This window comes from Rhodococcus sp. NyZ502 (assembly GCF_041464245.1).
GTDB lineage: Bacteria > Actinomycetota > Actinomycetes > Mycobacteriales > Mycobacteriaceae > Rhodococcus_F > Rhodococcus_F qingshengii.
Genome location: NZ_CP167155.1, coordinates 3,142,972 through 3,159,186 on the forward strand (window position 1 = coordinate 3,142,972; position 16,215 = coordinate 3,159,186).

At 64.7% G+C, this 16,215-nt stretch carries 1 protein-coding gene; it reads right to left on the minus strand.

The features are described from left to right. Positions 1-96 precede the first annotated feature (96 nt). Positions 97-16,176 carry an amino acid adenylation domain-containing protein gene (locus ACBG85_RS14670; RefSeq protein WP_372027856.1) on the minus strand — a complete coding sequence of 5,360 codons (16,080 nt, stop codon included), beginning with the start codon at positions 16,174-16,176 and terminating at the stop codon, positions 97-99. Positions 16,177-16,215: the final 39 nt, after the last annotated feature.

The following is a 16,215-nucleotide window of genomic DNA, read 5'->3' on the forward strand; positions in this document are numbered from 1 at the left end:
CGCGTGTGGTTCGCAGTTTCAACGTTTTCCCCTCGTCCGGACCCACCCGGGGTCCATCACCCTGTGTGTTTCACTCATACCCATGTCGAACCTGGTTCAGACACCCCACTGAGCGATAACTTCTCGCAATCGTACAGCTATGGTTGCCGCCGGACCCGGTTCGATCATCTGGTTGTGTTCGCAATCGACTTCGGTGACTCGGATGTCCCCTTCTACAAACCTTCGCCATTCGGCGACATCGTGTCCGTTCTCCGTAGATCTTCCGGCTACGAAGAACTCGATGGCTCCAACGTGGACAGGCGGTTGGTGCCGATTCGTCAATTCGACGGAGTGGGAGTAACCGCGACTGATCCGCGCCAGATGCTCCGCTTCGATTCCGATTCCGGCACCCAGGGTCTGCTCCAGCAATTCCGCCGCTTCTTCGAAGGTCTCGACCGTCTTGGATCCCGCCGGCATCGCGAGCCCGGCCAGTAGTTCGGAGACCGAGAGTTCTGCGGGCTGATCGGAATCCGACGACGGATAGCTGTCGAGTATCGACAGAGTCACGTCACGTCCGCTCCGAGTGAGGCTGTGTGCCACGGCGTGTGCGATCACGCCGCCGAGCGACCAGCCGGCCAGATGGATCGGGCCGGTCGATGCCACGGCTGCAATGCGATTCGCGTAGTCGTCGGCGAGTTCGGTCAGCGAGTCGAAGCTGGGCCCGCCGCTCAGGGACGGTAGCTGAAGACCGTAGACGGGTTGATCCAGCTCGAGATGCTTGACGAATTCTGCGTAACCCCAGGACAATCCGATACCCGGATGGACGAAGAACAGTGGTGCACGATCGGATCCGGCGCGCAGCGTGATCATCGGGGCGAGAAGATCCGACGAATCGTCCGGCGAGTGTGCGTCCATTCCGTCGGCAGCCCGGGCGACTCCGGCAGGTGTCGGATCCAGGAAAAGCGATTGCAACGGCACTCGCATCCCGAGACGCTTCTCGAGTTCGATGGTGATGCGAGTGGCCACGATCGACGTTCCGCCCAGTTCGAAGAAGTCGTCGTCGACGCCGATGTGCTCGTGCCCGAGCACGGTCTCGAAGATGTCGACGACCGTTCGTTCGGTGTTGTTTGTCGGCGGTGCGTACGGGACCGTGCGTCGCTCGAAGCTCGGGGTCGGCAGTGCCTTGCGGTCCAGCTTGCCGACCGGTGTCACCGGAATGCGGTCGACGACGACGATCGCGCCGGGAACCATGTGCGCGGGCAGGCGAGAAGACAGATGGCGGCGAAGCTCCCAGTCGTCGACGGTCTGTCCTTCCACGGGCTGGATGTAGGAGGCGATCATCGTCTCCCCCGACGGCGCTTCGTGCCCGAGTGTGGCGGCGAAGTAGACGGATGGGTGTGCCATCAGGACAGAGTCGATTTCGCCGAGCTCGATGCGGAATCCGCGGACTTTGATCTGGAAGTCGCTGCGGCCCAGGTATTCGAGGGTGCTGTCGGAGCGCCAGCGCACCAGGTCGCCCGTGCGGTACATCCGCTGGCCTGGTTCGCCGAACGGATCGGCGACAAATCGGTCGGCGGTGAGGTCGGGACGATTGTGGTATCCCCGGGCGAGTCCGGGGCCGGTCACGTACAGCTCCCCGATGACTCCCACCGGCACGGGCTTGAGGTGCCCGTCGAGGACCAGTCCGGCGAAGCCGATGGCCGGTCGTCCGATGTTGATGTCCTTGCCCGGCCGCATGGGTTCACTGACGCTGGCCTGGATGGTGGATTCGGTGGGTCCGTATCCGTTGAACATGCGACGGTCGCGGCCCCAGATGTCCACGAGTTCGGGTGGGCAGGCTTCGCCACCGACTGCGAGTACGCGGAGTTCGGGTAGCGCGGAGCTTTCGATCGAGCTGAGCGCGGTCGGAGTGATGAACGCGTGTGAGACGTGTTCGTCGGCAAAGATTTCGGCCAACTCGGATCCGCCGAAGACCGTCGGTGGGATGACGACCAGGCACGCTCCGCTGCCGAACGCCATCATGAGTTCGAAGACCGAGGCGTCGAAGCTCGGTGATGCCAGGTGAGAGATCCGCGAATAGGGCTGGACGTTGAATCTCTGATGTTCCTCGGCATTGAGGTTTGACAACCCGAGGTGGGTGACGATGACGCCCTTCGGCTTCCCGGTTGAACCCGAGGTGTAGATCAGGTACGCGGGATGCCCGTGATGCAAGGGGATCGTGCGGTCGCGATCGGTGATCGCGGCTGCGCTCTGGGCGTCGATCTCGTCGACGGTCTCGGCTTCATCGAGGACCATCCACTCGACCGTGTCGGGAAGTTGACTGCGGTGAGCGTCGTCGGTGATGCCGAGTACGGCCCGCGAATCGTCGAGCATGTGGTTGATGCGATCGTCGGGATAGTTCGGGTCGACCGGCAAGAATGCTGCACCGGTTTTCGTGACCGCCCAGATCGCGACGATCTCCGCGGTGGACCGCGGCAGACCCAGCGCCACAAAATCTTCGGGACCGACGCCGCGCCGACACAGCGCGCGCGCCAGCTTCGTCGATTCCTCGTCGAGCTCGCGGTAGGTCATCGACCTCTCGCGACTCGAGAGGGCTGGGGCATCCGGGTTCGAGGCGACTGCTTCGGCGAGGATCTCCGGCCACACCCGCGCTCGAGTCGCGGCGGCACCGGATGCCGGCACCAGGGCAGCTGTTTCGTCGGCGCCGAGGATGCCGATGTCGGCGATACGTGTTGCGGGTTCGCGTCCGACAGCGTCCAGGATCAGGCGCAGTCGGTCGGCAAACCGACGAATGGTGGCGGGTTCGAAGAGATCGGTTGCGAAGTCGAAGGCTGCGGACATCCCAGCCGGGATGCCGAACTCGTCGAACTTCTCGTCGACGATCAGCTCCAGGTCCTCCTTCGCGAATTTGGTTTCCACGGTCAGTCCGTCGATGTCGAGGCCGGGTAGGTGGAAATGTGCGGGTTCGTTGTTCTGAAGTTCGAGGGCGACCTGGAACAACGGTGAGTACGACGTGGATCTGGTTGGGTTGATGACGTCGACGAGCCGTTCGAATGGCAGGTCCGAGTTCTGGAATGCGGCCAGGTCGATTTCCCGGACGTGCTCCAACAGGTCGGCAAACGTGATGTCGGGATCGACGCTGGTTCGCAGGACCAGTGTGTTGACGAACATTCCGACGAGATGGTCGAGCGCTGCCTGACCTCGGCCGGCGATCGGTGTGCCGATGGTGACTTCGTCGGCGCCCGACAACTTGGACATCAGCACTGCGAGCGCGCCGTGCAGCGCCATGAACATCGTGACACCGTTTGCCCTGGTGAGGTCCGCGAGGGCGCGGTGGGTGTTCGCGTCGATGTCGAAGGTGAATCGGTCACCGTGGAAGGTCTGTTGCACGGGTCGCGGGTGGTCGGCGGGCAGTGCGATGACGTCGTCGAGTCCGGCGAGTTGCTCACTCCAGTAGTGCAATTGGCGACTGATGACGGATTCCGGGTCGTCTTCCGATCCGAGGACGCGATGCTGCCACAACGTGAAGTCTGCGTACTGCACCTCGAGTGGCGCCCACGTGGGCTCGGTCCCTGCCGTACGCGCCAGGTAGGCCGTCATCACGTCGCGTGCGAGCGGCGCCATCGACGATCCGTCGGCGCAGATGTGATGGACCACGACAAACAGAATGTGAACGGGTTCAGCGGTGTCGAGTCGGAACAGTGCCACGCGCAGCGGCAGGTCCACCGACACGTCGAAGCCGGTCGTGGCGAGTCGTTGCATGCGCTCCGCGAGCTCGTCCTCCCCCAACGTCATTTCACGGACCGGCGGTACTGCCTCGTCGACGGTGAGCACTTGCTGAATCGGATCGCCGCCGACGGCGGGGAACACCGTCCGCAGTGTTTCGTGCCGCTCGACGACGTCGGCGATGGCCTGTTGCATGGCCGTGACGTCGAGGTCACCGGTAAGGCGAACAGCTAGTGGGATGTTGTACGCGGCTGAGCGTGTGTCGAATTGGTTCAGGAACCACATGCGCTTCTGCGCCAACGAGAGCGGGACGCTGCCACTGCGCTCCATGGGAGTGAGCGGCACAGCGCCGACGGCAGTGACAGCGCTGGAGAGCCGTTCGGCGAGCTGAGCCGTCGTCGGTGCCTCGAACAGCACGCGCACCCCGACGTCGATGTTCAGTGCGGAGTTGAGCCGCGAGACCACGCGAGTGGCGATCAGCGAGTTGCCGCCGAGCTCGAAGAAATTGTCGTCGACGCCGACCCGTTCGACGCCGAGTACGTCGATGAACGCATCGGCGATCCGACGTTCGAGGCTGGTGCCGGGCGCCCGGAATTCCACACCGGTTCCGGTGAACTCCGGCGTCGGCAACGCTTTTCGATCGAGCTTGCCGACCGCGGTGCGCGGTAGCTCGTCGACGATCATGATGCTGGCCGGAACCATGTGCGAGGGAACACGTCCGGCGAGGTGCGCGGTGATCTCTGCCCCGGTCAGCGTCGATCCTTCCTCGACGGTGAGGTAGGACGCGAGAACTGTGGCGCCGGCCGGTCCGTCGACGCCGAGTGTCACGCAATTCGTGACACTCGCCATTGCGGTGATCTGGGCGTCGACCTCGCCGAGCTCGATGCGGAATCCGCGAATCTTGACCTGGAAGTCGCTGCGCCCGACGTATTCGATGGTGTGATCGCTTCGCCAGGAGACGATGTCGCCCGTGCGGTACATCCGGTCGCCTGGCTTGCCGAAGGGGTCGGCGACAAATCGCTCGCTGGTCAGGCCGGGACGCCGGTGGTATCCGCGAGCCAGGCCGATGCCGGCGATGTACAGCTCACCGGGAGCTCCGACGGGTACGGGTTGCAGGCGCGAATCGAGGATCATCTCGTGCACGCCGCGGATCGGTCCACCGATCGTGATGGGTGCGCCCACTGTCATGGGTTCGCTGATGTCTGCCATGACGGTTGTCTCGGTCGGGCCGTAGGCGTTGACGAATTCTCGTCCGGGAGCCCAGAGGCCGACGAGATGCGGCGGTAGTGTCTCTCCCCCGACGACGACGTGCCGGAACTCGTCCAGGCCGGCCGGGTCGACGGTGGCGAGCGCTGCCGTGGTGACGAACGCGTGAGTGACGTGTTCGCGGCGGATGAGACTTGCCAGTTCGGCGCCGCCGTAGATGTCGGTCGGGACGATCACCATGGTGGCTCCGACACCGAATGCCTGCAGGTACTCGAAGACGGCTCCGTCGAAGCTGGGGGTGGCGAAGTGCAGGGTTCGAGAGTGGTGATCTGCGTGGAATCGACGCTGCTGGTCGAGTGCGAAGCTGTCGAGTCCGGTGTGGGTGACGACAACTCCCTTGGGTCGGCCGGTGGATCCCGAGGTGTAGACCACGTAGGCGGCGTTGTCCATGACCACCGGTGCACGCCGTTCGTCCTGGGTGATCGGCAGCGTGCAACTGGTGGCGACGTCGTCGTCGAATGCCTGTTCTCCGAGCACCAACCAGGACACGATGGGTGGAAGTGTGTCGATGGCGTCGACGACGGTCAACCCGAACAGCACCTCGGAGTCGCTGAGCATGTGTTCGATTCGGTCAGCCGGATAGGTGGGGTCGACGGGGACGAACGCTGCGCCGGTCTTGGCCACCGCCCACACCGCGAGTACGGATTCGACGGACCTTTCGATGCCGATGGCAACCGACGTCTCGGGCCCGGCGCCGCGGCGAATCATGGCTCTGGCCAACTGGTTCGAGCGCCGGTCCAGTTCGGCGTAGGTCATGGAACGGCTGCCGGCCGAGAGCGCGATGCGGTCGGGATAGGTGGCAGAGACGTCGGCGAGAATCTCTGGGAGCGTTCGCGCGGAGCGCCCCGGGGAGCCGAAGACCGGCGCAAGATCACGGCTCTCGAACTCCGTGAGAACCTGCAGACGGGCCAGCGGCTGATCCGGTGCCGAGGCGAGTTGCCCGAGGACGATGCCCACGCGCTCGGTGATCTTGGCGACTTCGCGGGCGGAGAAGTGCGTCGGCAAGTACTCCATCTTCAGATTCAGCGTGTCACTTTCGGACGCCACCACGGCAATCGGATAGTGCGCCGAGTCGCGTCCGTCGATGCCGAGAACGTGCATTCCCGCGATGTCGGTTTCGGCGGTCAGGGCTGTCTCGTCGACGGGATACGACTCGAATACCGTCAGGGTGTCGAAGGAACCGGCGGCGCCGACTGCTCCGGCGATGTCCGACAGTCCGATGTGGTGGTGGTCGAGCAATGACGCTTGCTCGGATTGGACGCGAATGGCCAGTTCGGCGAGGGTTTCTCGGGCGTCGAGGCGGACTCGGACAGGCACCGTGTTGATGAACAGGCCGACTATCGATTCCACGCCGGGCACCTGTGGTGGGCGTCCTGAGACCGTTCCGCCGAAGACGACGTCGTCGCGTCCGAGAAGTTCGGCGAGCACGATTCCCCATGCCACCTGTACCAGGGTCGCCATGGTCAGGCCGCGGCTTCGCGCGAACGCCCGAAGAGTCTCGGCTCGTTCGGTCGGCAGCGAGTACGAGTGGATTTCACTTGCCACGGTTTCGGCGGCGGTGTCTGCCCTCGAGAGGTGGGTGGACGTGTCGACGCCCCGTAGCGCTTCTTGCCACGCCCGTAGCGAAGTCTCGGGTTCTTGCTTCGAGATCCAGGAGAGATAGTCGCGATACGACTGAACTCGGGGCAGAATCTCGGGGTCACCGTCGGTTGCGTAGAGAGTGAGCAGGTCTCGAAGCAACAGCGGGGTGGACCAGCCGTCGAGCAGGATGTGGTGGTTCGTCACGACGAGGCGTGCTTTGTCCGGTCCGATTCGCACGAGCATGAAGCGGATCAGCGGGGCTGTTTCCATGTCGAAACGATGAGCGCGATCGCGTTCGAGCAGTTGACCGAACGCGACTTCACTGTCTTCGGCCCCGGACAGGTCGATCTCGGCCCAGCCGATGTCGGCACCGGAACGGATCACCTGCAGTGCCCGCCCTCCCGGTGCGGAGACAAATCCCGCGCGCAGGCTCGGATGACGATCAACCAAGGCCTGCGCGGCGCGGCGCAGGCGCGGCGCCTCCACCCGACCCCCGAGCTCGAGGGTCAGTTGCACCATGTACGGGTCGATTTCGGTTTCGTCGAACTGGGCGTGGAAGAGCATGCCCGACTGCAGGGGTGACAGTGACCAGATGTCGGTCAGGTCGGGGAATCTGCGCTCGAGCTGTTCGATGCTCTGTTGATCCGCGGTGACGAGATCGAGATCGGTGGGCGTGAGCTCGCGCTCGGAGTGTTCCTCCACGTATTCACTCAGTGCGCCCAGTGCTCGGGTCCAGAGCTCCGCCAGTTCGGTGACTTCGGCCTCGCTGAGAATGCCGCGGGGGAAGGACCACGTAGCGCGCAGAATCGGACCGTGTGCGGTATCGGTCGTGACGGCGTTGATGTCGAGCACCGACGCGGCGGCCAATTCGCCGCTGTGCGCTTCGTCGAGGGTCACTTCCGAGATCGGCAGCCACGGCACTTCGCCGTGCTCGGGATCCGAGCCGGCAAATCGTCCGAGGTAGTTGAACGAGATCTGCGGCGTGGGCAGCTCACGAAGTTCCTCGTTTCGATCGAGGTACTTCAGGATGCCGAACCCGATTCCGTTGTCGGGCAGGCCGAGCAGCGTTTCCTTGACGAGTTTCACGGCGGAGGCGGCGGTTGATCCCCCGGCCAGTGCATCGACGACATCGAGTCCGGTGAGATCGATCCGGACGGGGAACAAGGTGGTGAACCAGCCGACCGTGCGCGAGAGGTCGGCGCCCGGTACGGCGTTCTCCTCGCGGCCGTGCCCTTCGAGGTTGACGAGCACGTCCCCGCTGCGCTGTCCGCGCGATCGACGCCAGGCGGTGACGGCAATCGCGAGAGCAGCGAGCAGCCCGTCGTTCACCGAGCCTCCGAAATGCTGAGGCACCGTCGAGATGACGTTCTCGGTCACGGAGGTCGGAACGTCGACGCTGACGCGGTCGACGGTGGCTCCGACATCGACGGCTGGGTCGAGCCCGCGTGCCCCGAGCAATGGCTCGTCGGTCCGCATTCTCGACCACAGGTCGATCTCGTCGCGTCGCAGCGCAGCGGTCTCGGCGAGCGCTGTCGCCCAGCGACGTATCGACGTTCCGCCCGGCGGAAGTATCGGTGTTTCTCCGTCGAACGCCGAGGCATAAGCAGTGACCAGGCCCGGGACGAGCATGCGCCAGGACACACCGTCGACCGCGAGGTGATGAAGGACCAGGAGCAACCGTCCGGCTTCGGCCCGGTTGCCGTTCGAGCTGACGGGATCCAACCAGACTGCGCTGATCATCTTCCCGTGCTCGGGATCGAGGCGGCTGGATGCGTCCTGCATCGCGGTTTCCGCAGCGGCGACGAATTCTTCGCCGCTGGTGGACACGATGGAGGTTCGGCGCAGGATGTCGGGGGCGGTGATGCTCCCTGGCTCGCGGATCTCGAGTTGGTGAGTCGCGGCGTCCAGGCGCGCCCGCAGCACGTCGTGACGATCGAGGATCGTTTGCAATGCTCGTTCCAGCGCGGGGCCGGAGACATCCGCGGGCAGTGCGATCAGCGCACTCTGGCTGTAACTGCGGATCGTGCTCAGGTCACCGCGACTGCGTTCGACGAGCCACTCCATGATCGGCGTGAGCGGTAGCGGGCCGGCTCCCCCGCCGGGTAGCTCCGTGAGAACCGGTGCCGTTTCCGATGATTCGATGAGGAGCACCTTGGTGAGGCCGGCCACGGTCTTCGCTTCGAAGACGTCCCGCGGAGTGAAGACGAGGCCTGCGGACTTCGCCCGTGAGACGAGTTGGATCGACATGATCGAATCGCCGCCGAGACCGAAGAAGGAATCGTCCACTCCGATACTGCCCCGACCCAGCACCTCCGCGAAGAGGTCCGCGAGGACCGCTTCGGTAGCGGTGGCCGGCGCCCGCGTCGCCTCGGTTGTTCCCGTGACGGTGAAGTCCGGAGCCGGGAGGCTGCGTCGGTCGAGCTTTCCGTTGACCGTCAGTGGAAGCGATTCGAGGACGACGATCGCGGTGGGCACCATGTACTCCGCGAGTTCGGCGGCGACGAAGTCGGTCACCGTCGCTGAATCGACGGTACTGCCTGTTTCGGCGACCACGTACCCGACGATCCGCGGTGACGCTCCCTCCGTTCGAACAAGTGCTACCGAGGCAGCGACGCCGGGGCAGCGGAGCATTGCGGCTTCGATCTCGCCGAGTTCGATGCGGAAACCACGCACCTTCACCTGGAAATCACTGCGGCCCACGTACTCCAACTGCCCCGCGTCGTTCCACCTCGCCAGGTCCCCGCTCCGATACATTCGATCCCCCGAACTACCGAATGGATCGGGAAGGAACCGCACCGAAGTCAATGCGGGTTTCCCGAGGTATCCCCGAGTCACCTGATCACCGGCGACGTACATTTCGCCGACGACACCTGGTGGTACCAAGTTCAGTCGCCGATCGAGTACGTAGACGGACAATCCCGGTACTGCTCGCCCGATGATGCTCGCCGACGCGTGCTCGCTGTCGTTGCGGTCGAGTGCGATTCGACTGACGTGCACTGTCGTCTCGGTGATCCCGTACATGTTGACCAACGTCGGAGCCGTGTCGGCCCGCCTGTCGTACCACTTGCGCAACTGCCCGAGGTCGAGCGCTTCGCCACCGAAGACGACGTAACGCAGTGCAAGGTCGGGACCGGTGCCGTTCGGTGAGTACGCACGGTCGGCTTCGGCGAGTTGGTAGAAGGCGGTGGGCGTTTGGTTCAGGACCGTCACTCGCTCACGGCGGAGCAGTTCGTGGAACATGTCCGGTGATCTGGTCGTGTAGTAGTCGACGACGACCAGTCGGCCGCCGTGTAGCAGCGGCCCCCACAACTCCCAGACGGAGAAGTCGAATGCGTACGAGTGGAACATGGTCCACACGTCCGTGTCGTCGAACCCGAACGTCGGGGCGGTGTTGTCCATCAGAGTCAGGACGTTGCGGTGGCTGACCTGGACACCTTTGGGGCGCCCTGTGGATCCGGAGGTGTAGATGATGTACGCGACCGCGTCGGGCAGAAGTGGTGTCGTCCGGTCCGCGTCGGTGATGCGATGGGGCGCGGAGTGATCGAGGCGTACCGCGATCTCCGGCGATCCGAGTTCGACGACGTCGATGCCGGATTCGATGATCTCCGAAGGTAGGTCCCTTCGGAAGTCTCCGGTCGTGACCAGGCATACCGGCCGCGCGTCGTCGAAGAGGAACCGCATGCGCTCGGCCGGGTAGGTGATGTCGACCGGCAGGTATGCCGCTCCGGTTTTGATGACGGCGACGAGGGCGAGCACGAGATCGGTGGTTCTGGGCATTGCAACGGCAACCACGGATTCCGGACCGATACCGCGGCCGATCAGGAGTCGGGCCAGGCGGTTAGCGCGCCCGTCCAGTTCGGCGTACGTCATGGCGCCGTCGCTGTCGTTGACCGCGGTCGACGACGGATGTGCTGCAACAGCCTCGAAGAATCGGTCCGCGATGTTGTCCGCTGGAGCCGGTTCGGCGTGAGTGTTCCACTCGGTCAGCATCTGTCGACGCTCGTCGGCGCTCACGACGTCGATGTCACCGGTAGGAGTCGACGGCTCTCGGGAGACCGCCTCGAGGATGGTGAGCAGTCTGCGTGAGAACGAATCGATCAAGTCACCGTCGAACAGGTCTGTGGCGTAGATGAATTCGGCGTCGATGCCATCCGTTCCGCCATCCGCGTCGTAACGCTCGGTGACCGAGAGTTGCAGATCGAACTTGGCGACGGGTAGGTCGAACTCGACTCCCGAGACCGACAGCCCCGGCAATTCGAGTTGTGGGAGTGCATTGTTGCGGAACTCGATGAGGATCTGGAACAACGGAGTGTGCGAAGTCGAGCGTTCCGGGTCGAGTGCGTCGACCAACCTTTCGAAGGGCAAATCGGTGTGCTGGAACGCGCCGAGGTCGCCTTCGCGAACCTGGGCGAGGACGTCCTCGAACGACGCGTCGGGCGTGATCTGTGTTCGCAGCACGAGAGTGTTGACGAACATACCGACCAGGTGATCGAGTTCGGCCTCGCCGCGGCCGGCGACGGGTGTCCCGATGGCGATGTCCTCGGTACCGGCCAGGCGCGCCGCAAGTACCGCCAGTGCTGCGTGCATGAGCATGAACATGGTGGTGCCGTGCTCACGTGCCAGGTCGGTCAGCGCCCGATGGGTCTGCGGCGATACCGCGAACCGGTGGACCGAGCCGACCATGGACGGCTTTGCCGGACGTGGGAACGACGTCGGCAACGCGATCGGCTCGCCCAGTCCCGCGAGTCGGTCCTTCCAGTAATCGAGCTGACGGGTCAGAGCCGAGTCCGGATCTTCCTCGGAGCCGAGCACTTCGTGCTGCCACACAGCGAAGTCGCCGTACTGCACGGCCAGTTCCGACCAGTTCGGCGCACTGCCGGCACTGCGGGCCGCATAGGCCGCTGCCACGTCCGCTGCCAGGGGGTTCATCGAGAACCCGTCGGCGACGATATGGTGGACGACGATCACGAGTACGTGCCTGCGCTCGTCCCCGTCGACGCGCAGGACCGCGCAGCGAATCGGAACTTCGGCCGAGGCGTCGAAGCCTGCCGAGGCCAGCTCGAGGATTCGATCGGACACTCTGGCAGCAGTGACGATTTCCGGCTCCAGGATCGGCATGACCTCGTCGCTGGACATCACCTGCTGAACCGGCTGTCCGTCGATCGAGGGGAACTTCGTCCGCAAGCTCTCGTGGCGCCCCAGTACGTCCGCTACCGCGGCCTGCAATGCGGCGAAGTCCAGATCGCCGTCGAGGCGCACTGCCAGGGGAACGTTGTAGGCGGGGGACGTCACGTCGAACTGGTTGAGGAACCACATCCGCTTCTGTGCCAGTGACACGGGCAGTGGGTCCGGGCGGGATCGCCGAGTCAACGGTGGTCTGGGGTTCTCGCCGCGGCCGACGCTCTCCGCCAGACGCGAGAGCTGCCGAACTGTCGGAGACTCGAACAGTCCTCGAACGCCGATGTCGGTGCCGAGAAGTGCGTTGACGCGGGCGATGACGCGGGTCGCGGTCAGTGAGTTTCCGCCGACGTCGAAGAAGTGAGTGTCGATACCGATCGGAGACACTCCGAGCACGTCCTCGAAAACGCCCACCACCAGCCGTTCCAACTCGGTGGCCGGTGCAGTGAGTGTCTCGGCATCGGTGTCGAAACGAGGCGCCGGAAGAGCAGCCCGATCGACCTTGCCGACGCCGGTCAGCGGTAGTTCGTCGAGCACGACGACGCTTGCGGGCACCATGTGTGCCGGCAGTAGCTCCCGTGCCGCCGCCCGGATGTCCTCGGCGCTCACCCGGCGTTCGTCGTCGCAGACGACATATGCCGCCAAGGCCTGCTCGTCGGAGGGTCCGCGCACCGCCAACGTGACCGCGTACTCCACGCCGGGCAGCTGACCCAACGCCGTGTCGACCTCGCCGAGTTCGATACGGAAGCCGCGGATCTTGACCTGGAAGTCGCTGCGTCCGAGGTACTCGATGGTGCGGTCGCTGCGCCAGCGCACCACGTCGCCCGTGCGGTACATCCGCTCCCCCGGCTCGCCGTACGGGTTGGCGACAAATCGTTCGCTCGTCAGTGGTGAGCGCCCGTGATAGCCGCGCGCGAGTCCGACTCCGGCGACATACAGTTCGCCGGGAACTCCGACGGACACCGGTTGAAGTCTGCGATCGAGGACGACCTCGCTGAATCCGCGGTTCGGCGGTCCGAGATAGACCTTCTCGCCGGCCGGGATGGGGTCGCTGAGGTTGCAGGAGATGGTGGTTTCGGTGGGTCCGTAGACGTTGACGAACGATCTTCCCGGCGCCCAGGTGCGCACCAGGTCCGCCGAGGGCGCCTCGCCGCCCACCGTGATGGTGGTCAGTTCGTCGATTCCCTCGGGATCCACCGACGTCAGCGCTGCAGGCGTGATGAACGCGTGGGTGACATGTCCCTCGCGGAGAACGTCGGCCAGTTCGGTTCCTCCGTAGACGGTGGTGGGAGCTACGACCAGTTCGCCGCCGACGGCGAAGGCGAGCAGGTACTCGAGAACGGAGGCGTCGAAGCTCGGAGAGGCGAAATGCAGTGCGCGTGAATTCTCGGTGAGACCGTAGCGATGACGCTGTTCGTCGGCGAAGTTCTCGAGACCGGTGTGCGTGACGACGACGCCCTTGGGTCGGCCGGTCGAGCCCGAGGTGTAGATGAGGTAGGCGGTGTTCTCCAACCGCGGGGTTCCCCGGCGCTCGTCCTCGCGTAGCGGCGCCGCGGATACTCCGGAGAGCCGAGCGATGCTCGTCGGGTCGTCGAGTTCGAGCCACTTCGTCACACCGCCGTCGCCGGGTCTGTGGGCAGCCGTGGTCAATCCGAGCGAGGATGCCGAGTCCTCGAGCATGAACGAGATCCGGTCACTCGGGTAGCGAGGATCGATCGGCACGAAGGCGGCGCCGGTCTTGGTGATCGCCCAGACCGCTGCGACGGATTCGAAGGACCGTTCCACACAGATCGCCACCCGTGAGTCCGGGCCGGCGCCTTCCGAGATGAGCACGCGCGCCCACTGGTTCGACGCCTCGTCCAGCTCTCGATAGGTCATCTTTCTGTCACCACAGGACAGTGCGACCCGTTCGGGGAATCTGCTCGCGGTGTCCGAAAAGATGCGATCGAGTGTCCTGACCGAGCGGCCCTGCCGGCCGCGCGCGGGAACCAATTGCTGCACTTGCGAATCCGGCATCAGGCGCAGTTTCGCCAGCGGGAGATCCGGTTGCGCGGTGATCAGCTCGAGGGTGCGGAGCAGCCGGTCGGCGATCGCGTCGATGTCGTGATCGCCCAGGACTCCCGGGAAATACTCGAATTTGAGCCGCAGTCGCCCGTCTGCCGCAGAGGCAACGATCGCGAGTGGATAGTGCGCGGCATCCTCGGCGTCGTGGACGTCGAGAACGTGCATTCCGGCTATGTCGGTGCCGGAGGAGAGTCCACCGCGGTCGACGGGATACGACTCGAACACAGTCAGCGTGTCGAACGATGCAGCGGACCCCACAGCCGAAGTGATGTGCGAAAGCCCGACATGATGGTGATCGGACAACCGCGCCTGTTCCGCTTGGACGCGAACGCACAGCGCCGCCAGGGACTCTCTTGGATCGAGGCGAACTCGGACGGGGACGGTGTTGATGAACAAACCCACCATCGACTCGACGCCGGACACCTGGGGTGGTCGGCCGGAGACGGTTCCACCGAAGACGACGTCGTCGCGGCCGAGGAGTTCGGCGAGCACGATTCCCCAGGCCACCTGGATCAAGGAGGCTGTCGTCAGGCCACGGGAGCGGACGAATCCACGCAGAAGTTCCGTCTCACGTTCTCCGAGCGCTGTGGTCGTCGAGCGTGAGGTAACGCCGTCCTCGTCGACGGCGTGAGTTCCGGTGAGCAGCGTCGGGCCGTCGAGTCCGCGGAGTGCTTCGCCCCAGGCTTCGATCGACACGCTGTCGTCGCGAGTGCTGATCCAGCTCAGATAGTCCCGGTAGGGGTGTACGCGTGGGATGGCACTGTGATCACTGTCTGTCGCGTAGAGCGTCAGTAGGTCGCGGACCAGCAGCGGCATCGACCATCCGTCGAGGAGGATGTGGTGGTTGGTCAGGATCAACCGATACGCGTCGTCACCGGTTCGCAGAAGCAGGAACCGCAGCAGGGGCGGAGTGGCCATGTCGAAGCCGCGGACCCGATCCGCATGGAGAAGCTCGCGTATCTCGGTCGCCTGTTCGGTGGGGGCCAACGGAGAGATGTCGATCTCGGTCCACGGCACGTCAACGTCTGCGTTGATCACCTGCACCGATCGTCCACCGGTGTCGGTCGTGAACGCCGCGCGTAGGTTCTCGTGTCTGTCGAGCAGTGCCTGTGCGGCGCGGTGCAACCGGGACGCGTCGACGCCGTCGAGTTCGAGTGCGAGTTGGACGGTGTACGCGTCGACTGTGTGTTCGGCGTAGCGGGCGTGGAAGAGCAGTCCGGATTGCAGCGGTGAGAGGGACCAGACGTCGGTCAGTGTCGGGAACTCGCGCTCGAGGTGGTCGATGGACTCCTGGTCCAGTTCGATCAGATCGATGTCGGACGGGGTGAGTCCCCCGCGTTCGCTGTGTTCGGCATAGGTGGCCAGCGCGCGCAACGCCTGCACCCAGAGGTCGGCGATGGCGCGAGCATCGCGCTCTGCCAGCACGCCGGTGGGATAGGCGATAGTGGCACCGATGTGCGGTGCGCCCGAGATCTCGGTGGTGACGACGTTGACGTCCAGGACCGAACCCACTGGCATCTCGGACCGCGCTGCCGCTTCCAGATCGACGTCCCGGGCCAGTGCCCAGTCCCCCAGTGACTCTCCTGCTTCGGTGCCGGAGAAACGGCCCAGATAGTTGAACGAGATCTGCGGTTGGCGGAGGTCTTCGAGTTCCGCTCGACCCACCTCGTCGAGGTAACGCAGAACTCCGTAGCCGATGCCGCTGTCCGGAACACCCAAGAGTTCTTCCTTGACACGCTTGAGCACCACCGCTGCCTCTGGGGCGCTGCTCATCACTTCCGCGATGTCGATGCCGGCGAGGTCGATCCGCATCGGGAAGACGCTGGTGAACCAGCCGACCGTGTGCAGGACGTCCGCACCGGGCACCACGTGAGCTTCGCGTCCGTGGCCCTCCATCGAGATGAGTACGTTGTCGGTTCGTATGCCCTGTGCCTGCCTCCACTGCGTCAGTGCCAGTGCGAGAGCAGCAACGAGACCGTCGTTGACTGATCCACCGAAAAGCGCCGGAAGCGTGGTCAGGACTGTGTCGGACAGTTCGACGGGTACGTCGGCGACAACTCGGCCGACCGAATCGAACGTGTCGAGCCGCGGGTCCAGCGGCCGGGTTCCGATCAGCGGGTCGGCACCTTCGAGTATCGAACGCCACCGGGGCAATTCGACTCTTCGATCGGGCGCGATGTCGCGGAGCGCATGCGACCAACGACGAACCGACGTGCCCGAGTACGACGGCTCCGGTTCCTCGCCTGCATCGATGCGGTGGAAAGCCGACGCAAGTTCCGGCACGAGGACGCGCCAGGAGACACCGTCGACGGCGAGGTGGTGGATCACCAGGAGCAGCCGGCCGGTGTTGCGCACGCCGGACAACCAGACGACCCGCACCATCACGCCCCGGCCGGGGTCGAGTTCTCGACGCGCACCGCC